Source organism: Streptomyces sp. R-07 (assembly GCF_049913175.1).
Lineage (GTDB): Bacteria > Actinomycetota > Actinomycetes > Streptomycetales > Streptomycetaceae > Streptomyces.
Window position 1 is genome coordinate 659,650 of the sequence record NZ_CP183978.1, and the last position, 25,469, is coordinate 685,118.

General features: G+C 72.8%; 13 protein-coding genes. 5 read left to right on the forward strand and 8 right to left on the reverse strand.

Annotation, left to right across the window (positions count from 1 at the left end; all coding sequences use genetic code 11):
• The first annotated feature begins 104 nt into the window (after positions 1 to 104).
• The 3 genes from ACN9M0_RS03140 (at position 105) to ACN9M0_RS03150 (ending at position 14,970) form a co-directional block, all read left to right on the forward strand.
• Positions 105 to 13,313, forward strand: a complete 13,209-nt coding sequence (locus tag ACN9M0_RS03140; protein WP_426403066.1) for an amino acid adenylation domain-containing protein — start codon at positions 105 to 107, stop codon at positions 13,311 to 13,313.
• Positions 13,314 to 13,456: 143 nt separating this feature from the next.
• Positions 13,457 to 14,539: a flavin-containing monooxygenase gene (locus ACN9M0_RS03145; RefSeq protein ID WP_366035327.1), complete on the forward strand. Its 1,083-nt coding sequence runs from the start codon at positions 13,457 to 13,459 to the stop codon at positions 14,537 to 14,539.
• Positions 14,536 to 14,970: a hypothetical protein gene (locus ACN9M0_RS03150; RefSeq protein ID WP_366035328.1), complete on the forward strand. Its 435-nt coding sequence runs from the start codon at positions 14,536 to 14,538 to the stop codon at positions 14,968 to 14,970. The genes ACN9M0_RS03145 and ACN9M0_RS03150 overlap by 4 nt, the downstream gene beginning before the upstream one ends.
• Before the next feature lie 161 nt (positions 14,971 to 15,131).
• Here the strand turns inward: ACN9M0_RS03150 and ACN9M0_RS03155 are convergent, their stop codons facing one another.
• The 4 genes from ACN9M0_RS03155 to ACN9M0_RS03170 form a co-directional block, all read right to left on the reverse strand.
• Positions 15,132 to 16,793 (reverse strand): long-chain fatty acid--CoA ligase, encoded by a 1,662-nt coding sequence (locus tag ACN9M0_RS03155; RefSeq protein WP_366035329.1) that lies wholly within the window; start codon positions 16,791 to 16,793, stop codon positions 15,132 to 15,134.
• A 189-nt stretch (positions 16,794 to 16,982) separates the two neighbouring features.
• Positions 16,983 to 17,537: a hypothetical protein gene (locus tag ACN9M0_RS03160; RefSeq protein WP_366035330.1), complete on the reverse strand. Its 555-nt coding sequence runs from the start codon at positions 17,535 to 17,537 to the stop codon at positions 16,983 to 16,985.
• Between the two features lie 207 nt (positions 17,538 to 17,744).
• Entirely contained in the window at positions 17,745 to 18,242 is a 498-nt protein-coding gene (locus ACN9M0_RS03165) for a hypothetical protein (protein WP_426403067.1), read from the reverse strand.
• Positions 18,243 to 18,432: 190 nt separating this feature from the next.
• The gene (locus ACN9M0_RS03170; protein ID WP_426403068.1) at positions 18,433 to 19,212 is read right to left on the reverse strand and encodes a class I SAM-dependent methyltransferase; all 780 of its coding nucleotides are present in this window, start codon (positions 19,210 to 19,212) and stop codon (positions 18,433 to 18,435) included.
• 155 nt (positions 19,213 to 19,367) lie between these two features.
• On the opposite strand from ACN9M0_RS03170, the gene ACN9M0_RS03175 reads away from it, so the two are divergent.
• On the forward strand, positions 19,368 to 19,997 hold the full coding sequence (locus ACN9M0_RS03175; RefSeq protein ID WP_426403069.1) for a TetR/AcrR family transcriptional regulator: 630 nt from the start codon (positions 19,368 to 19,370) through the stop codon (positions 19,995 to 19,997).
• Complete coding sequence (locus tag ACN9M0_RS03180) at positions 19,994 to 20,557, forward strand: DUF1707 SHOCT-like domain-containing protein (protein WP_366035334.1); 564 nt, start codon at positions 19,994 to 19,996, stop codon at positions 20,555 to 20,557. The genes ACN9M0_RS03175 and ACN9M0_RS03180 overlap by 4 nt, the downstream gene beginning before the upstream one ends.
• A gap of 15 nt (positions 20,558 to 20,572) precedes the next feature.
• Here ACN9M0_RS03180 and ACN9M0_RS03185 read toward each other — a convergent pair whose 3' ends face one another.
• The 4 genes from ACN9M0_RS03185 to ACN9M0_RS03200 form a co-directional block, all read right to left on the reverse strand.
• Positions 20,573 to 22,027, reverse strand: coding sequence for a carboxylesterase/lipase family protein (locus tag ACN9M0_RS03185; RefSeq protein ID WP_426403070.1), 1,455 nt, complete (start codon positions 22,025 to 22,027; stop codon positions 20,573 to 20,575).
• Positions 22,024 to 23,049 carry an alpha/beta hydrolase gene (locus ACN9M0_RS03190; RefSeq protein WP_366035336.1) on the reverse strand — a complete coding sequence of 342 codons (1,026 nt, stop codon included), beginning with the start codon at positions 23,047 to 23,049 and terminating at the stop codon, positions 22,024 to 22,026. The genes ACN9M0_RS03185 and ACN9M0_RS03190 overlap by 4 nt, the downstream gene beginning before the upstream one ends.
• A gap of 45 nt (positions 23,050 to 23,094) precedes the next feature.
• Complete coding sequence (locus ACN9M0_RS03195) at positions 23,095 to 24,390, reverse strand: esterase/lipase family protein (RefSeq protein ID WP_366035337.1); 1,296 nt, start codon at positions 24,388 to 24,390, stop codon at positions 23,095 to 23,097.
• A 204-nt stretch (positions 24,391 to 24,594) separates the two neighbouring features.
• Positions 24,595 to 25,410 (reverse strand): TetR/AcrR family transcriptional regulator, encoded by an 816-nt coding sequence (locus ACN9M0_RS03200; RefSeq protein ID WP_399695530.1) that lies wholly within the window; start codon positions 25,408 to 25,410, stop codon positions 24,595 to 24,597.
• Positions 25,411 to 25,469 lie beyond the last annotated feature (59 nt).

Here is a 25,469-nt window from a genome sequence, read left to right on the forward strand (position 1 = left end):
ATCCAGTTCGCTGCGCGCGGCGTGCTCCGGCACGCCGCCCGGGCAGCCACGCCCGAACCCGCGCGGACGCACGGCTTCACGACGCCTACGGGGGCACCATCACCATGACAACAACGGACAACGAAAAACTCGTCGAATACCTCAAGCGCCTCACCGTCGATCTCCACCAGTCCCGTCAGCGGGTCCGTGAGCTGGAGGCCGGCACCAACGATCCGATCGTGATCGTCGGCATGGGGTGCCGTTTCCCGGGCGGGGTGGCCTCGCCCGAGGCGCTGTGGCAGGTCGTCGCCGAGCAGCGCGATGTCATCTCGGGTCTGCCGACCGACCGGGGCTGGGACCTCGAAGGCCTCTACCACCCCGACCCGGACCACTCCGGCACGTCGTACGTCCGCAACGGCGGCTTCCTGACGGGCGCCTCCGAGTTCGACCCCGCGTTCTTCGGGATCTCGCCGCGCGAGGCCCTCGCGATGGACCCGCAGCAGCGGCTGCTCCTCGAGGTGTCGTGGGAGGCCCTGGAGCGGGCCGGCATCACGCCCGGTTCGCTGCACGGCACGTCGACGGGCGTGTTCCTCGGAGCGATCGCCCAGGAGTACGGTCCGCGTCTCGGTGAGGCGGGTGCGGGTGCCACCGGCTTCGGTCTCACGGGGACGACGTCGAGCGTGGCCTCGGGCCGCGTCGCGTACACCCTGGGCCTCCAGGGTCCGGCCCTGACGGTGGACACGGCCTGCTCGTCGTCCCTCGTCGCGCTGCACCTCGCGGTGAACGCCCTGCGGTCCGGCGAGTGCTCGCTGGCGCTCGCCGGTGGTGTGACGGTCATGTCGACGCCCGGCATCTTCGTCGAGTTCTCGCAGCAGCGGGGGCTCGCGGCCGACGGCCGGTGCAAGTCGTTCTCGGCGGACGCGGACGGCACGGCGTGGGCCGAGGGCGTCGGTGTCCTGATCGTGGAGCGCCTGTCGGACGCCCGGCGGCTCGGCCACGAGGTCCTGGCCGTGGTGGCCGGTTCGGCCGTCAACCAGGACGGCGCCTCCAACGGACTGTCCGCGCCCAGCGGCCCCGCGCAGGAGCGCGTCATCCGGGCCGCGGTGCAGGACGCCGGCGTGTCCCTCGCCGGTGTCGACGCCGTCGAGGCGCACGGTACGGGAACGGTCCTCGGCGACCCCATCGAGGCGCAGGCCCTGCTCGCCACGTACGGCAAGGAGCGCGACGGCCGGCCCCTGATGCTGGGGTCCCTCAAGTCGAACCTGGGGCACTCCCAGGCCGCCGCCGGTGTCGGTGGCGTCATCAAGATGGTCATGGCCCTGCGCCACGGCGAACTCCCCGCGTCCCTGAACGTCAGCAAGCCCAGCGAGCTGGTGGACTGGGCCGGGGGTGGCGTCGAGGTGCTCACCGAGCCGCGTCCGTGGCCCGCCGAGGAGGGCAGGGTCCGGCGCGCGGGCGTCTCCTCGTTCGGCATCAGCGGCACCAACGCCCACGTCGTCCTCGCGGAGGCTCCGAGCGAGCAGCCGGCCGATGAGGCGACGCCGACCGACACGGTTCCGCTGGAGGGTGCGGGTCTGCCGTGGCTGGTGTCGGCGCGTTCGTCGGACGCGCTGGCCGAGGCTGCCGGGCAGTTGGCCGCGTACGTACGGGCGCGGCCGGAGCTCAGCCCGGCCGACGTGGCGCTCTCCCTGGCCACCGGGCGCTCCGCCTTCGAGTCCCGGGCCGCGGTTCCCGGCACCGACGGGCGCGAGGGGCTGCTCGCCGGCCTCGACGCCCTGGCCTCCCGGGAGATCGACGGTGAGAACGGCGTGTCCGCTTCCCGGGCCGTGTTCGTGTTCCCGGGGCAGGGCTCGCAGTGGGTGGGCATGGCCACGGCCCTGCTGGAATCCTCGCCCGAGTTCGCCCGCGTCATCGCCGAGTGCGAGACGGCCCTCGCGCCGTTCGTCGACTGGTCCCTGACCGCAGTCCTGCGCGATGAGGACGGCGCACCCGGTCTGGACCGGGTCGACGTCGTCCAGCCCGCCTCCTGGGCCATGATGGTCGGCCTCGCCGCCCTGTGGCGCGCCAGCGGCGTGAACCCCAGCGCCGTGGTCGGCCACTCCCAGGGCGAGATCGCCGCCGCCGTCGTCGCCGGAGGCCTCTCCCTGGAGGACGGCGCCCGCGTCGTCGCCCTGCGCTCCAAGGCCCTGCGCGTCCTCTCCGGCGGCGGAGGCATGGCCTGGCTGAGCGTCCCCGAGGCGCAGGCCGAGGAGCTCCTCACCGCGTGGGACGGACGTATCTCCGTCGCGGCGGTCAACGGCCCTTCGTCCACGGTCGTGGCGGGCAAGCCCGAAGCACTCGACGAGCTCCTCGCCCGGTGCGAGGCCTCCGGGGTCTGGGCGCGTCGCATCCCCGTGGACTACGCCTCCCACTCCGCACACGTCGACGAGATCCGCGACACCCTCGCCCACGAGCTGGAAGGCGTAGCGCCCCGTTCGGGCCGGATCGCCTTCCACTCCACGGTGACCGGTGGCGTGCTCGACACCGCCGAACTGGACGCGGCGTACTGGTTCCGGAATCTCCGCAGCCGAGTCCGGCTCGCGGAGGTCGTGGCACAGCTCGCGGCTCCCGACGTCGTCTTCGTCGAGGTCAGCGCCCATCCCGTCCTCGTCTCCGGCATCACCGAGACCCTCGGCGACACCGGCGCCGTCGTCGGCACCCTCCAGCGCAACACCGGCGGGCTCGACCGCTTCGTCGCATCGGCCGCCGAGGCCTGGTCCCACGGGGTCGCCGTCGACTGGCCGACCGTCCTGCGGCCCTACCGCGCCCACTCCGTCGAGCTGCCCTCCTACCCCTTCCAGCGCCAGCGCTACTGGCTGGAGCCGGAGCCCGCCTCGACCGACGCCCGCGGGCTCGGTCTGACCTCGGCCGGGCACCCGCTGCTCGGCGCCGTGGTCGAGCTGGTCGAGGAGGACCGGCTGGTCTACACGGGGCGGCTCGCCCTCGACACGCAGCCGTGGCTCGCCGATCACGCCGTGCAGGGCACCGTACTGCTGCCCGGCACCGCGTTCCTCGAACTCACGATGGCCGTGGGCGCGCGAGTGGGCCGGCGACGGCTCGCCGAGCTGACCCTCCAGGCGCCGCTGGTGCTCTCGCCCGGCGAAGCCGTACAGCTGCGGGTGACCGTCGAACCGCCGGCCGCGAACGGGCAGCAGGAGCTGGCCGTGCACTCCCGGCCGCAGGACGCCGACGCGGGCACCCCTTGGACGCGGCACGCCGCCGCGCTGCTCGACCTCGACGACGACACCGCGGACTTCGACCTCGTCGAGTGGCCGCCGCCCGGCGCCCAGGAGATCGACGTCGAGAGCCGCTACGACACCCTCGCGGAGGCGGGCTACGACTACGGCCCCGCCTTCCAGGGCCTGCGCGCCGCCTGGCGCTCCGGCCGCGACGTCTTCGCCGAGGTCGGGCTGCCCGCCGAGCTGGACGCCACGTCCTTCGGGGTGCACCCGGCGGTCCTCGACGCGGCCCTGCACGCGGTCGGCCTGCTCCGCGAGGACGGCGGTACGGTCCTGCCCTTCTCCTGGTCCGGCGTCACCCGCTACACGGACGGTGCGGCCACCCTGCGGGTGTGGCTCGCCGCGCGGGGCGAGGACGGTGTGACCCTGCGCGTCACCGACGGCTCGGGGAAGCCCGTGCTGTCCGCGGAGTCCGTCACCATGCGTCCGTTCACCGCCGACCTGGCCGCCGGACGCGGAACCGACTCGCTGTTCCGTCTCGAGTGGCAGCCGGTCCCCGCCGGCGCGGCCGCCGTCGACGTGTGCCTGGTCGCCGACCTGGCCGACGTCCCGGACTCCGTGCCGCAGCTGGTCGCCGTTCGATGTCCGGTCACGACACGATGTCCGGGCTCGCCGCAGGACTCCGACAGCACGGGGACCGGCCTCGCCGAGACCGCCCACCAGGCGGCGCGTTGGGCGCTCGACCTGGTCCAGGAGTGGCTGGCCGACGCCCGCTTCACCGGCTCCCGCCTGCTGGTGCTGACCGACGGCGCCGCCGGCCCCGAGGTCGACGACCCCGCCCAGGCCACCGTGTGGGGCCTGATCAGGACCGCCCAGTCCGAACACCCCGACCGCTTCGTCCTGTTGGACTCGGACGAGGCGCACGAGTCCGGCACCGTGCCCGGGGCCGTGCTCACCGAGCCCCAGCTCGCCCTGCGGGCGGGCGCACTGCTCGCTCCCCGGCTCGTCCGGCACACCTCCGCCGCCGACCCGGCCGGCGTCACCCCGCTCGACCCGCACGGCACGGTGCTCGTCACCGGCGGAACCGGCGTGCTCGGCGCGTCGGTGGCGCGTCACCTGGTCACCCGGCACGGCGCCCGCCACCTGCTCCTGGTCAGCCGTCGCGGCGCCGACGCCCCGGGAGCCACGGAACTCGCCGCCGAACTCACCGAGTCGGGCGCCGAGGTCACCCTCGCGGCCTGCGACACCGCCGACCGGGACGCGCTCGCGCAGCTGCTGACCGGCGTCCGGCTGACCGCCGTCGTCCACACCGCCGGCCTGCTCGACGACGGCGTGGTCGGGTCGCTGACCCCGGACCGCCTCGCGGCCGTCCTGCGGCCCAAGGTGGACGCCGCCGCACACCTCGACGAGCTGACCGCCGACCAGGACCTCGCCGCCTTCGTCCTGTTCTCCTCGGTGGCGGGTGTGCTCGGCAACCCGGGCCAGGCCAACTACGCCGCGGGCAACGTCTTCCTCGACGCGCTCGCCGCCCGCCGCCGGGCCGCCGGCCGCCCCGCGACCTCCCTCGCGTGGGGCCTGTGGGCCGAACGCACCGGCCTCACCGGCCACCTGGACGACGACACCCTCTCGACCCGCGGCATCGCCCCGCTCTCCACCGACGAGGGCCTCGGGCTCCTCGACCGGGCGCTCGCCGACGACCGGCCGATGCTCGTACCGGCCCGCCTCGACCCGGCCGCACTGCGCTCCGACGCGCTCGCCGGAACCCTGTCCCCGGTGCTGCGCTCCCTGGTGCGGGTCCCGCAGCGGCGCGGGGGTGAGTCCGGCCTGCGCCGCAAGCTCGGCCGGATGAGCGAGGAGGAAGGCCGCCGCCTGCTGCTCGACGTCGTCCGCACCCAGCTCGCCGCCGTCATCGGCAGCGACTCGCCGGACGGGATCGACCCGGACCAGCCGTTCAAGAGCTTCGGCATCGACTCGCTGCTCGCGGTGCAGCTGCGCAACCGCCTCAACTCCGCCACCGGCCTGCGCCTTCCGGCCACCCTGGTCTTCGACCACCCGACGCCGGCCGCCGTCGTCGACTTCACGCTCGGGCTCGCACGGGAACGTGCCGAGAGCACCCCCGCACAGCCCGTCGCCGCGGTCGTCCCGCGAACGGACGACGATCCGATCGTGATCGTCGGCATGGGGTGCCGCTTCCCGGGCGGGGTCGACTCGCCCGAGGCGCTCTGGCGGGTCGTCGCCGAACAGCGCGATGTCGTCACGGAGTTCCCGGTCGACCGTGGCTGGGACCTCGACAACCTCTACCACCCCGACCCGGACCACTCCGGCACGTCGTACGTCCGGCACGGCGGATTCCTCCACGAGGCCGGCGAGTTCGACCCCGGCTTCTTCGGGATCTCGCCGCGCGAGGCCCTGGCGATGGACCCGCAGCAGCGGCTGCTGCTCGAAGTGTCGTGGGAGGCCCTGGAGCGGGCGGGCATCACGCCCGGTTCGCTGCACGGCAGTGACACCGGTGTGTTCGCCGGCGTGATGTACCACGACTACGGCGGTGGCGGCCGGCTCCCGGAGGAGGCCGAGGGCCACTTCCTGACCGGCACCGCCGGCAGTGTCGCCACCGGCCGGGTGGCGTACACCCTCGGCCTCCAGGGTCCCGCCCTGACCGTGGACACGGCCTGCTCGTCGTCCCTCGTCGCGCTGCACCTCGCGGTCCGCGCCCTCCGGTCGGGCGAGTGCTCGCTCGCCCTCGCCGGCGGCGCCGCGGTGATGTCCACGCCCAACACCTTCATCGAGTTCTCGCGCCAGCGGGGCCTCGCGGCCGACGGCCGGTGCAAGTCGTTCTCGGCGGACGCGGACGGCACGGCGTGGGCCGAGGGCGTCGGTGTCCTCGTCGTGGAGCGCTTGTCGGACGCCCGCCGCCTGGGCCACACGGTCCTGGCCGTGGTGGCCGGTTCGGCCGTCAACCAGGACGGCGCCTCCAACGGACTCACCGCACCCAGCGGCCCCGCCCAGGAACGCGTCATCCGGGCCGCCGTCCAGGACGCCGGCGTGACCTTCTCCGGTGTCGACGCCGTCGAGGCGCACGGTACGGGAACGGTCCTCGGCGACCCGATCGAGGCGCAGGCCCTCCTCGCCACCTACGGGCGTGAGCGCGACGGCCGACCCCTGATGCTCGGGTCCCTCAAGTCCAACCTCGGCCACGCGCAGGCGGCTGCCGGTGTCGGCGGCATCATCAAGATGGTCATGGCCCTGCGCCACGGCGAACTCCCCGCCACCCTCAACGTCGGCAAGCCCAGCGAGCTCGTCGACTGGGCCGACGGCGGCGTCGAGATCCTCACCGAGCCCCGCCCCTGGCCCGCCACGGACAACAGGATCCGCCGCGCCGGCGTGTCGTCCTTCGGCATCAGCGGAACCAATGCCCACATCATCCTGGCGGAGGCCCCTGCCGACCTGCCGGTCGAGGAGACGACGCAGGACGACGAGGTCCGGGCGGACGGCGCGGCCCTGCCGTGGCTGGTGTCGGCGCGCTCCTCGGACGCGCTCGCCCAGGCCGCGGAGCGGCTGGCCGCGTACGTACGGGCGCGGCCGGAGCTCAGCCCGGCCGACGTGGCGCTCTCCCTGGCCACCGGGCGCTCCGCCTTCGAGTCCCGGGCCGTGCTTCCCGGCACCGACGGGCGCGAGGGGCTGCTCGCCGGCCTGGACGCCCTGGCCTCCGGGGAGATCGACGGCGTGACCGCGGCGGTCTCCGGTGCGAAGCCGGGCCGCACGTCCGGCGCTCCTGTCGTGTTCGTGTTCCCGGGGCAGGGCTCGCAGTGGGTGGGCATGGCCACGGCCCTGCTGGAATCCTCGCCCGAGTTCGCCCGCGTCATTGGCGAGTGCGAAGCCGCCCTGGCGCCGTTCGTGGACTGGTCGCTCACGGCCGTTCTGCGCGGCGAGGACGACGCCCCCGGTCTGGACCGGGTCGACGTGGTCCAGCCCGCCTCCTGGGCGATGATGGTCGGCCTCGCCGCCCTGTGGCGCGCCGCCGGCGTCAACCCGACGGCAGTCGTGGGTCACTCCCAGGGCGAGATCGCCGCCGCCGTCGTCGCCGGAGGACTCTCCCTGGAGGACGGCGCCCGCGTCGTCGCCCTGCGCTCCAAGGCCCTGCGCGTCCTCTCCGGCGGCGGAGGCATGGCCTGGCTGAGCGTCCCCGAGGCGCAGGCCGAGGAGCTCCTCACCGCGTGGGACGGACGTATCTCCGTCGCGGCGGTCAACGGCCCTTCGTCCACGGTCGTGGCGGGCAAGCCCGAAGCGCTCGACGAGCTGCTCGCCCGGTGCGAGGCCTCCGGGGTCTGGGCGCGTCGCATCCCCGTGGACTACGCCTCCCACTCCGCACACGTCGACGAGATCCGCGACACCCTCGCCCACGAGCTGGAAGGCGTCGCGCCCCGTTCGGGCCGGATCGCCTTCCACTCCACGGTGACCGGTGGCGTGCTCGACACCGCCGAACTGGACGCGGCGTACTGGTTCCGGAATCTCCGCAGCCGAGTCCGGCTCGCGGAGGTCGTGGCACAGCTCGCGGCTCCCGACGTCGTCTTCGTCGAGGTCAGCGCCCATCCCGTCCTCGTCTCCGGCATCACCGAGACCCTCGCCGACACCGGCGCCGTCGTCGGCACCCTCCAGCGCAACACCGGCGGGCTCGACCGCTTCGTCGCATCGGCCGCCGAGGCCTGGTCCCACGGGGTCGCCGTCGACTGGCCCACGCTGCTCTCGCCGTACGACGCCCACGTCGTCGAGCTGCCGTCGTACCCCTTCCAGCGGCAGCACTTCTGGCTCCTGAACGAAGCCGCCGCCGCTCCGCGCAGCGAGCCGCGACCGTCGTCCCCGCCTGCCGAGCGGGGAGACCTGCTGGGCGTACGGATGCCGTCGTCGCCGCTCGCCCAGGCACAGTTCGCCCCGCGGCTCGACGCGGTGGCGCACCCCTGCCTCGGTGACTTCGTGGTCGGCGGACGACCGGTGGTCAGCGCCGGTGTGCTCGTGGAGTCGCTGATCGAGGCGGTCACCGAGCTCGCAGGCCCGGGCCCGGTGTCCCTGGAGGACCTGGAGCTCCCCGTCGATCTGGTGCTGGACCCGGTCGGCGTCGACCGGTCGGCGGCCGGTGACGAGCGCGCCGCCCAGCTCATCGTGGACGAGGACCGGTTCCGCTACTACGCGCAGGACGCGGCCGGCGGCTGGCAGCTGCACGCGCAGGGCCGGGCCAAGGCCGGTGCGCCTTCCGCCCCCACGGTGGCGTTCGCGTCGGTGGGTTCGGGCCACGAGCTGACGGGCGACGAGCTGTACCGGCTGCTGTGGCAGCGCGCCCTGTATCTGGGCTCCGCCGCCCGCTGGGTGGAGCGGATCCGGCTCGGCCGGGGCGAGGCCACGGCCGAGATCCGGTCCGCCCTGCCCGGCGAGGCCGAGGGCTACCTGATCCACCCGGGCCTCGTCGACGCCATGTTCCAGACGGCGCTGGCCTGCTTCCCGATGGACGGCCCGGCCCTCGTGCCGGCCGGTCTCGACCGCTTCGTCCACTACGACCGCGGTGGCGTCCAGGACGGGCTTCGATGTCATGCCGAACTGTTCGAGGACGGCACCCGGGCGCGTATCCGGCTCGTCTCCGCGCAGGGCCGGCTGGTCGCCGAGGCCTGCGGCGTGCGGTTCATCCCGGCCCTGAACCGGCCGGCGGCGGAACCCGCCACCGCCCCGGCACCCACGGTCGAGCGGGTGTCCCCCGTCGCGTCCGGAGCGCTCCGGCGAGCGACAGCCCCGACGGCCCCGGCCACCGCCCCGGCATTGGCACCGGCACCGGTACCGGCACCGGTCGAAGCGCCCGCGGTGGCTCCCGACGCGGTGCGGGCCCTCGTGGCGCGGACCGTCGCCCAGGCGCTGGGCACCGTGGCGGCCCGGCTCGACGTCGTGCAGTCGCTGCAGGCGCTCGGTCTGGACTCGCTGATCGCGATGAAGATCCGCACGACGCTGAACAAGGAGTTCGACGTCCTGCTGCCGATGACGGCGTTCCTGAACGGCCGCAGCACCGAGGACATCGCCGGTGACGTGCTCGCCGCCCTCGGTGCCGGAACGGAGGCGGAGACGCCGGAGACCCCGGAGACCGACGGCGCAAGCCCGACGGTCCCCGGTGACGACGCGGACCGTTACGAGCCGTTCGGTCTGACCGATCTCCAGCAGGCCTACCTCGTCGGCCGTGGGGACGCCTTCGAACTCGGCAACACCTCCACCTACTTCCAGATCGAGATCGACCTGGAGCAGGTGGACCTGGACCGGCTCGGCGCGTCCTTCCGGGCGATGGTCGACCGCCACGACATGCTGCGGGCCGTCTTCACCGCCGAGGGCGAGCAGCGCGTGCAGCGCGAGGTCCCGGACTACGAGATCCGTACGACCGACGTCTCCTCCCTGGACCCGGCCGAGCGCGAGGCCGCTCTGGTCGCCGTCCACGAGGAGATGCGGCACCAGGTGTTCGACACGGCCCGCTGGCCGCTGTTCGACGTGCGGGTGACCCGGATCGACGACCGGGTGATCCGGCTGCACGCCGGCTTCGACGCCCTGATCATCGACGGTTTCAGCACGTCGATCCTGTTCAAGGAGTGGGCCGCGCACTACCGCGGTGAGGAGCTGCCCGAGCTGGAGCTGCGCTACCGGGACTACGTCCGGCAGGCCCGGGAGCAGGAGTGCGGTCCCGAGTACGACCGGGCGCTCGCCTACTGGCGGGACCGGCTCGACACCCTGCCTCCGGCGCCGCAGCTGCCGCTGGCCGTCGCCCCGTCGAGCCTGGACCGGCCGGTGTTCAACCACCGTGGTGCGACCGTCCCGAAGAAGGAGTGGGCCCGGTTCAAGGAGCACGCGGCGACGGCCGGGGTCAGCCCCTCGGCGGCCCTGTGCACCGCGTACGCGCAGGTCATCGCGGAGTGGAGCGCGACTCCCGACTTCTCGCTGAACCTGCTGTACTTCAACCGGCTGCCGCTGCACCCGCAGGTCGGCGACGTCATCGGCAACTTCTCCACCACCCTCATGCTGGAGATCCGCGACTCGGCCGACGACACGTTCGCGGCCCGCGCCAACGACGTGCAGGCCCGGCTGTGGAGCGACATGGAGCACAGCCAGGTCAGCGGTGTGCAGGTGCTCCGGGAGATGAACCGGTCGCGGGGCGCCTCGGTGCGGGCCGCCGCGCCGGTCGTCTTCACCAGCCTGGTGAACTTCGCGGGCCAGCAGGACAGCGAGCAGCGCGGAGTCGTGCAGTACCTGGCCGGCATCGGTGAGAACGGCCGCCAGGTGAGCAGCTCGGTCCGCACCCCCCAGGTGTGGCTGGACCACCAGGCGGTCGAGGAGGCCGGTGAACTCGTCCTGAACTGGGACGTGATCGAGGAGCTGTTCCCGGCGGGCTGCGTGGACGCCATGTTCGCCGCGTACCAGCGGATGCTGCACGAGCTGTGCGTCGACCCGGCGGCCTGGCAGCGGCCGAGGCCGGCGCTCGTACCGGCCGCCGATCTGGACGTACGGGCCGCGGCCAACGCGACCGACGGGCTCGTGCCCGACGGCCTGCTGCACGACGCGGTGCTCGCCCAGGCCGCGGCCACGCCCGACGCGCCCGCCGTCATCTCGCAGGCGCTGACCCTGACGTACGGGGAGCTGGACCGCAGGTCCAACGAGGTGGGGCACGCGCTGCGGGACCAGGGAGCCGGTCCCGGCGACCTGGTGGCGATCGTCATGGACAAGGGCTGGGAGCAGGTCGTCACGGCGCTCGGCATCCTGCGGGCCGGGGCGGCGTACGTCCCGATCGACGCCCGGGTGCCCGCCGAGCGGCTGCACGTGCTGCTCGACAGCGCCGGGATCAGCAGCGTCGTCACCCAGCCGTGGGTGGACGACACGGCCGACTGGCCGCAGGGCGTGGCCAGGACCGTGGTGCGGGCCGAGGACCAGGGTGAGGAACGCCCGCTCGGGGAGTCCGGTGCCAAGCCCGGCGACCTCGCCTACGTGATCTTCACCTCGGGCTCCACGGGGCTGCCCAAGGGCGTGATGATCGAGCACGGCGCGGCCCTGAACACGGTGGTCGACGTCAACGAGCGGTACGGCGTCACCGCGGCCGACCGGGCCCTCGGACTGTCCGCGATGCACTTCGACCTGTCGGTGTACGACGTCTTCGGACTGCTCTCGGTGGGCGGCGCCCTCGTCCTGCCCGAGCCGGCCGCGCACCGCGAGCCCGCCCGCTGGGCGGAGCTCGTCACCGAGCACGGTGTGACGATCTGGAACAGCGTGCCCGCGCTGATGGAGATGTTCACCGAGCACTCCCTCTCGAACGGCCTCACCGGGCTGCCGGTGCGGCTGGTCATGATGAGCGGTGACTGGATCCCGGTGTCGCTGCCGGGCCGGATCCGTCTGCTGCTTCCGGAGGCCGAGCTGTGGAGCCTCGGCGGCGCCACGGAGGCGTCGATCTGGTCGATCCTGCACCCGATCGGTGACGTCCCGGACGACTGCGTGAGCATTCCGTACGGCAAGGCGATGCGTAACCAGCGCTTCCACGTGCTCGACAGCACGATGCGGCCCTGCCCCGTGTGGGTGCCGGGCGACCTGTACATCGCCGGGGTCGGGCTGGCCCGCGGCTACCTGAACGACGAGGCCAAGACCAACGCCGCGTTCCTGCACCACCCGGTCACCGGTGAGCGTCTCTACCGCACCGGCGACATGGGGCGCTTCCTGCCCGACGGCACCATCGAGTTCCTCGGCCGGCTGGACTCCCAGGTCAAGATCCAGGGCTACCGGATCGAGCTGGGCGAGGTGGAGGCCGCTCTCACCCAGTGCGAGGGCGTGCGGAGCGCCGCGGTCGTCGCGGCGGGCGAACAGCACGGCCCCAAGCGGCTGATCGCGTACGTCGTCCTCGACGAGGGGCGTGCGGACACCGAGCAGCAGATCACCGAGGCGCTGCGCGCGCTGGTCCCGTCGCATCTGGTGCCGCAGCGCGTCCTCGTCCTGGACGAGCTGCCGCTCAGCGACAACGGGAAGGTCAACCGGGCGGCCCTGCCCGCACCGGACGAGATCGCCGCGGAAGGCGCCGGCTTCGTCGCTCCCCGCGACGAGGTGGAGCGCCGGCTCGCGGAGATCTGGGCGGAGTTCTTCGGCGTGACCGAGATCGGGGTGACCGCGAGCTTCTTCGAGCTCGGCGGGGACTCGCTGCTCGCGGTGCGGCTGATGGCCAGGATCGCCCGCGGTCTGGGCCGCAGCCTGCCGCTGTCGAGCCTCTTCGCCCGGCCGACGATCGAGCTGCTCGCCCAGGCGGTCCGGGAGGCCGGCGACGGCGACGCGGGCCGCAAGGCGCTGGTTCCGGTCCGCACCGGCGGATCGCGGACTCCCCTGGTGTTCGTCCATCCGGTCGGCGGTGACGTGCTCTGCTACGCGGAGCTCGCCGAACTCCTCGGCGATGACCAGCCGTTCTACGCGCTGCAGCTTCCGGACACGGAACTGGACAGCGTGGAGGCCATGGCCGCGCACTACGCCGCCGCGGTCCGCGAGGCGCTGCCGGACGGCCCGTACCGGGTCGGCGGCTGGTCGATGGGCGGGGTGATCGCCCTGGAGATGGCGGCCCAGCTCACCGCGGCGGGCGCCGAGGTGGAACTGCTCGCCGTGATCGACCTGATGGTGGAGCCCGGACCGGCCGAGGGGGCGCCCGTCTCCGACGAGACGCTGCTGTCCTGGTTCGCCCGGGACCTGGCGGGTCTTGCCGGTGTGGACTGGGAGCTGGCGCCGGAGGCCTTCGACGGCCGCCCGCCGGTGGAGGTCCTGCACGCCGAGGCGCGTGCCGCGGGGGCACTGTCCGAGGACATCGACCTCGACACGCTGAGCTGCATCGTCGGCCGGTTCCGGAGCAACTACCGGGCCCTCCTGCGCTACGCGCCCAGCGGCTTCGCCGGGCGAGTGGTGTCGCTGCGGGCCGCGGACGGCGGCGCGACGGTCGAGACCTCGTCGCGCTGGATGCGGTACTTCCCCGGCGACGCCACCCTCGTCGACGTACCCGGCGACCACTACACGGTGATGCGCGGCGAGCGGCTGCGCGTCCTGGCCGGCGAGCTGCGACGGGCCCTCGACGCCCACTGACCCGAACCGGCCGGGCCGCCTCGCAGGCGGCCCGGCCGGTCCCCCGGACCGGTCCTGCCGGTCCTGCGGAGTCCAGGTCCACGAAGTGAGGACAATCGAATGCGAATTGATCAGGCCGGCCGGAAGAGCGCCGGAGCGAGCCGATGAGCGCGTTGCCGGCCACCGTGCCGGTCGCCGTCATCGGAGGGGGCCAGTCGGGTCTCGCCGCCGCGTACCACCTGCGTCAGGCCGGTGTGGGGTGTGTGGTCCTCGACGCGGGCGGCGAGGTCGGCGAGACCTGGCAGCAGCGCTGGGACTCGTTGAAGCTGTTCACGTCCGCGCAGTTCTCCGGGCTGCCGGGCCTGCCCTTCCCGGGCGACGGCGCGCACTACCCCGGCAAGGACGAGGTCGTCGCGTATCTGCGGGACTACGCCGAGCGGTTCGACATCCCGGTGCTCACCGACCACCGGGTGCTGTCGCTGCGCAGGGACGGTGACGGCTATCTGCTGACCACCGCGCACGGCGACTGCCGGGCCGAGCAGGTCGTGATCGCGACCGGCCCGTTCGGCACGCCCCGGCTTCCGGAGTTCGCCGCCGGGCTGAGCCCGGACGTGCCCACCCTGCACACCAGCGACTACCGCGGCCCCGCCCAGGTGCCGCCGGGCACCGTGGTGGTCGTCGGCGACGGCAACTCCGGCCGGCAGATAGCCGCGGAGCTGTCCGCGACCCACAGCGTGGTGCTCAGCTGCAGCGAGAAGGCCTCACCGCCCCTGCCGCAGACCGTCGTCGGACGGGACATGTTCTGGTGGATGAGCGTCATCGGTGTGATGAGCCTTCCGGTGAACATGCAGGCACCCGACCCGATCGTCGGCGACCGGGTGCCCGGGCTCGTCGCGGCGGGCGAGATGCGGACGGTCGGCCGCATCACCGCCGCCGAGGGCGCCGAGCTGGTGGCCGCGGACGGCGAGCGCGTCAAGCCGTCCACGGTGATCTGGGCGACCGGCTACCGGACGGACTGGGGCTGGCTCGACCCGGAGATGCTCGACGACTCCGGGCAGCCCCGGCAGACCGAGGGCCTGGGCGCCGTGGCCGGCAGCCACTTCCTGGGCCTCTACCGGATGCGTACCCGCGGCTCGGCCCTGATCGGCTTCGTCGGCCGGGACGCCGAACGCGTCGCCGCGGCTGTCACCGCCGCGGCCCAGAGCACCACGACCACCGCTCCCACGGCAGAAGGCGAGCCGTCATGACCACCGCCACCACGACCGAACTCGACGTACTGGGCGCGCTGTTGGCGTTCGACTTCATCGGGTTCGCGCAGAAGTCCGCCGCCCTCGACCCCACCGACCCGGAGTACGGGCGGTCGGTCGGCGCCGCCTTCGGGCTCGCGGCCCGTCGCCGTTTCCCGCAGGGCGCGGCACCGCGGGAGATCAGCGGTTACGTCGCGGAGTTCCTCGGTTCGCTGGAGGCCGGCGCGGAGGACTTCGACGCGGCGGCCCTGGAGCGCCTGTTCGCCGAGGGCCTGGGCGCGGAGACGGCGCAGGGCGGTGAGGTCCTGGGTCCCGAGAGGAAGATCCAGGCCCATCTCGTCCTGACGCTGCGGCTGGTACGAGAGCTGGCCCTCGGCCCCGACGAGCAGCGGGAGCTGCTGACGGAGGCGGCTCGCGCCACGGCGGCCTGAGACGTACGGGAGGCGGCTCGCGCGACGGCTGTCCGAGACGTACGGGGGGCATCGCGCGCGACGGCCGTCCGCGACGTACGAGGGGGCAGCGCGCGCCGCGGCCGCCTGAGACGTACGGAGGGAGCGGCGCCCCGGGTGATCCGGGGCGCCGCTCCCTGTGCTCACTGCGCGGTCGGCACCTGCCCGCCGGGCTCGCCCGGGATCCAGACGTCCAGCGCCCCCTCCCCGTACAAGGCGCGCACGGCCCGCTTGTCGTACTTGCCGACGCTGGTCTTGGGCACCGCGTCCACGAACGACCACCGTTCCGGCACCCACCAGCGCGCCACCCGACCGGTCAGGAACTCCCGCAGCTCGTCCCCGCCGACCGCGGTGCCGGGCACCAACGACACGCAGGCCAGCGGGCGTTCCTCCCAGCGCGGGTCGGGCACACCGACCACGACGGCCTCGAGGATCGCGGGGTGCTCGATGATCGCGTTCTCGAGCTCGATGGTGGAGATCCACTCGCCACCGCTCTTGATGCCGTCCTTGAGCCGGTCGCTGACCACCACCCAGCCGCCCGGCTCGATCACTCCGAGGTCGCCGGTCCGCAGCCAGCCGTCGTGGAACTTCTCCGGGGCGTCCTCGGTGTTGAAGTACGAGCCGGTGACCCACGGCCCGCGCAGCTCCAGTTCGCCCACCGAGGAGCCGTCCCAGGGCTGTTCGGTGCCGTCCTCCGCGATGAGGCGGACCTCGACGAAGGGCATCACGCGGCCGCTCTTGGCAAGCCAGTCGACCTCGTCCTCGTCCGGCGTGCCGTGCGGGGGGACCGCGAAGGTGGCGAGCGGGCTTGTCTCGGTCAAACCCCAGCCCTGCTTCAGGCGGACCCCGTAGCGGTCCTTGAGCTGCTTGAGCAGCGCGCGCGGTGGGGTCGCGCCGCCGCAGCCCGCGAGCCGTACGCCGCTCAGGTCCAGCGGGTGCTCCTCGCCGTGGTGCACCAGGCTGTTCCAGATCGTGCAGATCGCCGCGACCGCGGTGGGCCGCTCCTCGTTGATGATCCGTACCAGGTCCGGGGTGTGCAGCTGCCGGCCGTTCATGATCAGGTCGGAGCCCGCCAGCCAGGCGGCGTACGGCCAGCCCCAGGCGTTGGCGTGGAACATCGGGACGATCGGCAGGACGCGGTCGCCCTGGTGCATCGCGAATCCGGCACCGGTGGACACGCCGAGCGTGTGCAGGATGATCGAGCGGTGGCTGTAGGCCACGCCCTTGGGGTTGCCGGTGGTGCCGGTCGTGTAGCAGAGCGCCGCCGCTTCCCGCTCGTCCAGGTCGGGCCAGTCGAAGCCGGGCCGCTCGGCCGCGAGGAGGGCGTCCCAGCGGTGCACGGCGATGTGCGCGGGCAGGTCAGGCTCCGGCGCGTCGCCGATGACGACCACGTGGCGCACGCCGCCGAGCCGGTCCCGCAGGGGTGTGAGCATGTCCAGAAGGCTCGCGTCGACGAGGATGACGGCGTCCTCGGCGTGCTCGACGATGTAGCCCAGCTGGTCCTGGTGGAGCCTGAGGTTGAGGGTGTGGAGCACCGCGCCCATGCTCGGCACGGCGAGGTACGCCACCAGGTGTTCGGGGGTGTTCCAGGCGAGCGTGGCGACCCGCTCGCCGGTCCGGACACCCAGCCGGGTGAGCGCCGCGGCGAGCTGCTCGGCCTGGCGGGCGATGTCGGCGAAGGACTGTGAGGACCGTGCGGCCGGCCCGTCGGCACATCGCACCACCCGGCTGTCTCCGTACACCCGTTGCCCGTGCGCGAGGATGTCGCGGACGAGCAGCTCACGGTCCTGCATCGTGCTCTTCATGGTGCGGCCCCTTGGAGTACGCGGTGTCATGGCGGTCACAAAAGCTGTCACCTAAGCGGTCACAAAGGCGGTCACTAAGCGGTCACATGGGCGGTCGCAAAGAGGAAGCCGGCCCCTGAGGCGGAGCCGGCTCTGACGGCGGGTGGCGGCGCCGCGCCGCCACCCGTCACGGTCCGACCGACGGTCGGATCAGCCCAGGTACTGGATGTCTCCGAGCAGGGAGCTGCTGACGTGGTCGTGGTCCAGCAGGTTGACCCGGGCGTTCATCTTGCCGCTGCCGGCCACGAAGGCGTAGTTGCCGGTGCCGCCGATGATCTTGAACGTGCCCGAGGGGTAGACCATGGTGTCCGACGTCAGCGGCGCGAGGAGCGCGTAGCTGATGGTGAGCTTGTCGCCGTCGGCCTCCGTCATCGTCGCGGTCCCCTTGATGTCGTACTTGCCGGGGACGGTCGCGGTGCACACCACCTCGTCCTGGGTCCAGGTGGCGGTCGTGACCGGCTTGCCGGTGGAGGTCCCCGTCCCGGTCACCTTGTAGCCGTTGCAGCCGACGGTGTCGGGATGCGTGGTCGCGACCACCGCGAAATTGTTGGTGATCTCGACCGTGGGCAGGTAGGTCTCGGCGACGACGGCCGAGGGGCCGGTCTCAGCGGCGTACGTGACGCCGGCCGTACCACCGGCGATCAGTACCGATCCGGCCACCACGCCCGCTATGCGCGCAGACCAGTGGCGGGCAACTCTTGCCATGTTCTCCCCCGAACTTGTCAGATCTTGCCCAACTAAGCCCCGTTGAAGGGCTGTTGAGGACAGTTTCCCCGATCGAGGAGTCTTCCGTCGAGACATTCGGCAGGTGCGTCGCGAACGGAATGGCGGAGCCGGCCTCGATGGCGACGAGGCCGGCTCCGACGGCGGAGGACATCGACAGGACGCCATCCGCCGCTAGGTGACCCTGGGTCAGATCTGCCAGCGGAAGCCCATGGATCCGGACAGGTTGGCGGTGACGTGAGCCTTGTCCAGCAGGTTGACCGTGGCGTTCATCTTGCCGCTGCCGACCGCCTCGTCGAACGCCCCGTCGCCACCGGTGATCGTGAAGGTGCCGGTCGGGTACACCATGGTGTCCGACGTCAGCGGCGCGTTGAGGTGGTAGGTGAAGTAGAGGTGGGAGCCGTCGGTCTGAGTGACCGTCACCTTGCCGTTGATGTCCCACTGACCGGGGACGGTCGCGGTGCACGCGTCCTCCGTCTGCGACCAGGTGCCGGTGCCGGTGATCCGGTTGCCGGTGACGGTCCCCGACCCGACCACCTTGTAGCCATTACAGCCCACGGTGTCCGGGTGCGTGGTCGTGACCACCCCGTAGGTCCCGACGGCGTCGAACGGGCTCGGCCCGGGAGGGGTCGTGGCGGCGTTCGAGACGCCGGTCGTGCCGCCCACGACCAGTGCCGCTCCGGCCATCACGCCTGCTATGCGCGCCGACCAACGACGAGTAAGTGTTGCCATGTCATCCCCCGCAATTGTCAGTTCTTGTCGAACTAGGCCACTCTGATGGCCTGTTGTCGATCAGTTTCCCTGACTGAAGGCCGTTCCGTCGAGTCATTCCGGCCGGCCGTTTTCACCGACCGACACCTGGACCCTCACGGATGCTTCACAGCCGCCGTACGCGCAGCACACCGGTCTGCATCGGGAGGGTGAACTCGCCCTCGGCGGTCTCCGGCCTGCTCGCGAGGAACGCGCGGATCCGGCCGAGCAGGGCCTCTCGCTCCGGCTCGAGCATGACCAGGACGCCCGCACGCGTCGCGAGCGTCGAGGCGAGGGTTTCGGCCGTCCGGCTCTGCCCGTGCGGGAATCCGGCCTGCTCCGGCGAGCCGAACCGCGCGACCCCTCCGGTCCTGGGCAGGTGCATGCCCCCCGTCTCGGCCCGCCAGGAGGCGGGCGTGTCGCGCGGGCCGATCACCTCGCTCCCGCTGACCTCCGCGAGCCCGGCGACCCACTCGACCTCGTCGTCCATGACGTTCCACAGGCCCGCGAGTACACCCTGGGGCGCCAGGACCCTGGCGATCTCGGGCCCCGCGACGGCCATGTCGAACCAGTGCATGGCGTTGCCGGCCACCACGGCGTCGACGGACCCGTCCGGCAGCGGGATCGACTCGGCGCAGCCCCGCAGGGCGCGGACGTCCGGGAGCGCGCGGCGCAGTTCGGCCAGCATCGCCGGGTCGGGTTCGACCGCGACGACCTCGGCGCCCGTCTCGACCAGCGTGGCGGTCAGCTTGCCGGTGCCCGCGCCGAGGTCGAGCACCCGCGGTCCGGGCGCGGATTCGAGCGCCCAGCACACCGCGTCCTGCGCGTAGTCGGGACGGTGCGCGGCATAGGCGACGGCCGCGGCGCCGAACGAAGAGGCGTGATGTGAATGTTCGTTCCGATCCATGCGGCGACGGTAACCATGCCGCCGAACGACGTCCACCCCGCTTCGCGACTCCGAAGACGGCCATGTATGCGGTATCCAGGGCGAGTTGACCTGCGCCGATCTTGTTGTCAGAGTGGACGACAACATATTGTCCACCGTGCCAACAGGGAGGTGCCATGACCGCCGCACGACGCCGGCGCACCCCGGATCAGGCACGTGCCGAGATCCTGGACGCCGCCACCGAGCTCATCGCGCGGCACGGACCCGACGGTGCGGGACTGCGCCGGGTCGCCGAGGCGGCCGGGGTGACCCACGGACTCGTCACCCACTACTTCGGGACCTACCGGGCGCTGGTGCGGGCCGTCCTCCAGCGCGAGAACGAGCGCAAGCGGGAGCTCGTACGGAAGCGCATGCGGGCCGACGGGAGCGTGCCGTACGCGGACGGTATGACGCAGGTGCTCTTCGAGATCCTCGCCGACGAGCGGTACGTCCGGCTGTGGACGTGGTCCCAGCTCCACGGCTGGGACGACGAGACGGCCCCGGACTCCCCCACGAACCTCTCCCGCCTGGTCGACGTGATCGAGGAGGGCGTCCGCTCGGTGCTCCCTCCGCCCGAGGGCCCCGACCGGGCGCGGATCGAGATGCTCGTCCTGCTGACCATGTCCGGCGCGTACGGCTATGTGCTCGGCCGGCGCTACTGGCTCGCCGACCTCGGGCACGACCCGGCCGAGCCCGGGCACGACGTCGCGTATCGGAGAGCTCTGTCTTCTGTCCTCATCGCCTATCTCGGAGGGTTGACGCCATGACCCGGCACGACCTGGACATCCTCGCCTCGGACCGTGAGCGTTTCGACGCGGAGGAGCGGCTGAGGGCCGCCGTCGAGAACGGCCGGCTGCCGCTGGAGGACCTGACGGCACGTCTCGACGAGGTGCACGCCTCCCGCACCCGGGGCGATCTGGAGAAGGCCTGCCGCGGTCTGCCGCAGCCCGGTCCGCGTGACGCGCTCGTGGTGGACCGGCCACCGACCTCGCGCGGCTTCGTCGCGGGCGTCTTCGGCGGCTTCGAGCGCAGGGGCGCCTGGGTCGTGCCGCCCCGCATGACGCTCTGGTCGATGTGGGGCGGCGGCAGGATCGACCTCACCGAGGCGCGCTTCAGCAGCCAGGACACCGAGATCCGCGCCGTCGCCCTGTGGGGCGGCACCAGGATCGTCGTCCCGGACGACATCGAGGTCGAGGTGCGGGGTCTCGGGTTCTTCGGCGTCTTCGACAAGCGGGCCGCGCGCAGGATCGGCAGGCCGGGCACACCGCGTGTCGTGATCAAGGGCCTGGCCCTCTTCGGCGCGGTCGTCACCCGCAGCAAGAAGTAGCAGCCCTCGAACCCCTCAGCGCACGCCCTCCCAGAGGAGCCGTTCCCGCGCGCGGGGGTCGGTGACCGGTGCGGGGGTCGTGGTGAAGTCCATCGTCGTACGACTCGTCCTGTCGTACGCCTTCCAGCCGGGGCTGCCCGTCTTCGCGAAGGAGACCCACGCTCCGTGCATGGCGTCCGCGAGTACCTGGGGCGGGTCGGCGCCGAGCAGGGGTGCGTACGACGGGTCGTGGAGGCGGTCGAAGACGAAGGGCAGTTCCATCGCGTGGCAGGCCCCGAGGGTGCCGTCGAACCGGGGGGAGCGCCAGGAGAACTCGTAGAGGTACGAGCCCGGGACGGACTCGGCCAGGCGGATGGCGGGGATCCGGTAGAACCAGTCGGTCGCCACCGCGTCGAGGATCTCGCCGGGTGTCGCGCCCGGTCGGGCGGCGGCCCGGTAGACGGGGAGGGCTTCGTCCGGGTCGAGGCCGTAGGCCGCGGTCATGGCGCGGAGCGAGGTCTCGGGAAAGACGTCGAGACGCCCGGTGGGGACCAGGAAGAGGCGGTACTCCTCGCGGTTGCTGCCGATGAGGAGGTCGACTCCGCAGTCCGGGCCGGGGAGGGTGAGACCCGGCAGGACCGGCTCGAAGGGCATGATGTTGAGCACCGCCTCGCCCCATCGCGCCGGGTCCGGGTCGGAGGTCACCTCCGCCCGCAACTCGGCCTGGGCCGCGAGCAGTTCCGACAGGTCGACGGCCTCGAAGGCCTTCGGGGCCGGTTCGATGCCCAGCTTCTCCGCCAGCCGGGCCGCGATCAGCTCGGCCGACGGCGGGCGCAGGAAGTGGTGGCAGGCCCCGCTCTGCAGGATCGCCCGGTGGAAGAGCCCCCGGGCCGCTTCCGTGGTCAGCAGCGCGCCGATGCTCATCGCCCCCGCCGACTCCCCGAAGACCGTCACGTTGTCCGGGTCGCCGCCGAAGGAGGCGATGCCGTCCCGGATCCAGCGGAGTGCGGCGATCTGGTCGAGCAGACCACGGTTGTCGGTGCGGCCGGGGAGGCGCAGGAAACCGTCCGCCCCCAGGCGGTAGTTGAGCGTGACGCAGACGACGCCGTCCCGGGCGAAGGCGCTCCCGTCGTACCCGGACGCCGAGCCGGAGCCGTTGGTGAACGCCCCTCCGTGCAGCCACACCATCACGGGGAGGCCGGCACCCGGTTCCGGGGCCGGGGTCCAGATGTTGAGGCTCAGACAGTCCTCGCCCGAGACCGTGGTCTCCGGGATGAGGACGTCGAAGGGCGGCGCGTACGGGGCGTGCGGCGCGGTCGGCCCGTGGGCCGTGGCGTCGCGTACACCCGTCCAGGGCTCCGGCGGGAAGGGCTCCCGGAACCGTCGCGCGCCGAAGGGCGGAGCGGCGTACGGGATGCCGAGGAAGGAGGTCACTCCGTCGGGGGAGGTGCGGCCTCGCACCTCCCCCTGCCGGGTACGGCACACCGTCATGCCGACAGGACCTCGAGGAGGGCCTTGCCGAACTCCTCGGGGCGTTCGAGGTGCACCGCGTGCCCGGCGTCGGCCACGGCCACCTCCCGCACCGTGCCGCCGGCCGCCGCGTAGCGGTCGAGGACGTGCCGCGTCTGCGCCAGCATCGGCTGCGCCGGGGTGCCGTCCCAGCCCGGAACCGCGCCGATCGCGCCCAGGTGCGCCAGGTCGAACATCGAGGTGTCCGAGACGATGATGTCGTCCTCGCCCCGGATCCACAGCACGGGCGGCTTGGGGTCGATCAGGTGCAGGTCGTCGACACGGAAGTGGATCGGGGCCATGCCGTTGAGGACGCCGCGCGTCCCGGGCGCGATCCCGGGCCAGGCGTCGGACGTCGTGCTGTCGCCCGGGTAGTGGTCGTCGCCGAGGCGCGTGGCGAGCATGGACTCGACGTACGCGTCCTCGTGCTCGGTCCGGAACGGCGGCTTGGCGTAACAGGTCGTCAGGACGGAGCGCGGCGAGGTCGGGGAGTCCCCGCCGCGGTCGCCCTCGGCGAGCCGCCGGACGAAGTCCGGGTTGGCCGTGCCGCCGCCCGATCCCGCCCCGTCCTCGGAGTTGAGGGTTCCGTCCACTCCGTGCGTTCCGCCGAAGCCGTACGGGGAGACCGGGCTGACCAGGGTCAGGGAGCGCACCGCGGCCGGGTGGTCGCGCAGAAACTGCGTGACCACGCCGCCGCCCATGGACCAGCCGACCAGGTGGGCCCGTTCGATGCCGAGGGCCGTGAGCAGCTCGGCGAGGTCGTCGGCGTAGTCCCGCAGGCCGCGCGTGGCGTCGACGGGCAGCGCGTCGGTGCCGCCGAAGCCGCGCAGGTCGACGGCGAGGGGGCGGTAGGGGGCGGGCAGCGCGGTCAGGGTGGTGTGCCAGAAGGCGGAGGAGGAGACGTTGCCGTGGACGAAGACGACGGCTTCTCCCTCGGTCCTGGCCTCGGTGATCTGCTGGGTCAGTCTGCCGGTGGCGATACGGCGGGTGTGAAGTGTGGTCATGTCCTCGGGTCCTTGGGTCCTCGGGTCCTTCGGTCTTCGGTTCCTTCAGGAGAGCCAGGTGGCGACCTGGGCGGCGGCCGCGCTGTGCCAGCCCAGTTCGAGGTGGTTGGCGGTCGCGATGGTGGCCTTGCCGCCGACGGTGGGGATGCCGGTGCTGTCGAGCGCGCTGGAGACGAAGACGACGCCGTCGCTGGGGCCGCGGTTCTCGTTGAAGATGCCGAGGACGTCGGCGGATCCGCCGGCCAGCAGGTAGGTGGTGACGGAGGCCGGCACTCCGGCGCTGTGCAGCGGGCCGATCAGCGATCCGGCGTCGATCGCGGCCTGGATGCCGCCGCCCGCGGTGTAGAAGCCCTGGCCCCCGTAGTAGGTCGTGTACCAGTCCTGGGCGGCGCCGTCGACGCCGTACACCCCGTCCCAGCGGGCCAGCATCTGGCGCTGACCGGGATAGTTGTCCTGACCGCCGGAGGGGGTCATCGAGAACTCGGGGTGCGCGGTGTAGAGGCCGTAGCAGGTCATGTGGGAGTGCGGGGAGGGCGCGTTGATCTTGCCGCCGCACTCCGGCCAGATGGAGACGTCGTGGGCCCAGCCGTGGGCGTACGGGTAGTCGTAGCCGCCGTTCGGGCCGCCGAGGGTGACCAGCCGGCGTACGTCACCGGCGTACGGCCGTCCCCAGCTCGGCTTCAGGGACGACACGTACGCGCGGGTCGACATCTGGCCCTTGCTCCAGCCGACCAGGTCCACCGCGGCGACGCCGAGCTTCGCCTTGATGACGGCGATGGCGTCACCGACGACCTGCGCCTGCATGAGGTTGTCGCCCTGCTTGTGCGCGAAGCCGACGGCGAAGACGCGGTGACCGCGCTCGGAGAGGTACTGCATGAGCCCGGTGGAGGGGCAGGAGGCGGCGCCGCAGCCGTAGCCGCCCGATTCGCCGGGGTTGGCCCAGGCGCGGTCCGCGGTGTCGTTCGCGCCGTGCACGAGGAGGACCGGCGTGGTGCGGCTGCCGGTGTTCCAGCCGGGGGCCGAGTAGAGCAGGAACCGGCCCGAGGAAGGCCGGGAGACGCCGCCGAAGTACGTGACGCGCTTGCCGTCCTGGTCCCCGCGGCCGTCCGCCGGATACCCCTCGGTACGGAATCCACTGGTCGTGTCGAGATAGCGCTCGACCCGCTCCCAGCCGTTGGTGACGGTCCCGGCGCCGTACCCCGCCTCCAGCGTGAGGTAGGCGGGCGGCGTGGCGGCGGCCGCGGGCGGTCCCACCAGGGCGGCCGCGACGACGCCCGCCACGGCCATGACGCGGGCTGCGCGCAGTCGCCACCGGCGTCCCGGACTCCGTCTGTCGGCCACGTCCCGACCTCCCCCACTCGTGCGCTCTGGGCGCGCCCTCCCCATGCCTGTCCCGGCATCGGGAGCTGCACACGTTAGGCGGGCGGGCCGTCAGCGGGGCATGTGGTCGAGCCACACAAAGCGAGAAGTGGGCATGACTGGGGACTACACGGCATCGAAGGCACCGACCTCGGCGGGATCCGTCTCCTGACCCGCCTGGTCCGTCTACTCCGCCTGGTCCTTCTGGTCCGCCTGGTCCTTCTGGTCCGTCTGCGCCGCCTGCGCCGCGCGCGCGGCGGACGCGGCCAGGATGCCGTCGAGCAGTGCGTCGAGGCCGTCCGTCAGCTCCTGGTAGCCGCCCTTCTCGGCCAGGAAGGGCGCGGTCTCGCGCAGCCGGGGCAGCTCGCGGGCCGGCATCAGGTGCAGGCCCAGGCGGAACGCCGGATCGGGCTCGTCGGGGTTCTCGACCATGGCCCGCAGGTCGCTGAAGATGTAGCCGAGCACCCACCCGGTGACCGTCCGGTAGGCGGTGACGACGCCGCGTTCGTCGAGCCCGGCGCGGTCCAGGAGGGTCAGCACCCGCTCGTGGGCCTGCAGCACCGCGAGCGGGCGGCGGGCCAGCGGGACGGCGAGCAGCCGCGTGGCCAGCAGCGGCACGACCTGCGGGTGGGCGAGGGCGATCCGGTACAGGGCGCAGGCGTCGCGGCGGAGTTCGGCACGCCATTCGGGCAGATCGGGCGCCTGGCCGAGGGGGGCGGGTTCCTCGCGGGCGAGGTCCTCGTGCAGCTCCATGTAGAGCTGCTCGACCAGCCCGTCCAGGAGGGCGTCCTTGCTGGGGGCGTAGCGGTACAGCGCCATCGCCTCGACATCGAGCTCGGCGGCGACCCGCCGCATGCTCAGGGCGGACAGGCCCTCGCGGTCCACCACGTCGAGGGCCGCGGCGAGCACGCGTTCACGGCTCAGCCGACGCCGGCCGCGACGCCGCTCCGTGGGGTGGCCGATGTCCACCTTCCTGCGGTCCGGCTGAGTACTGCTCGCCATGGCCTGCCTCCGGGCTCCAAGTCGCGTTGCGACTGTCCCCGACTATATCCGAATGATTG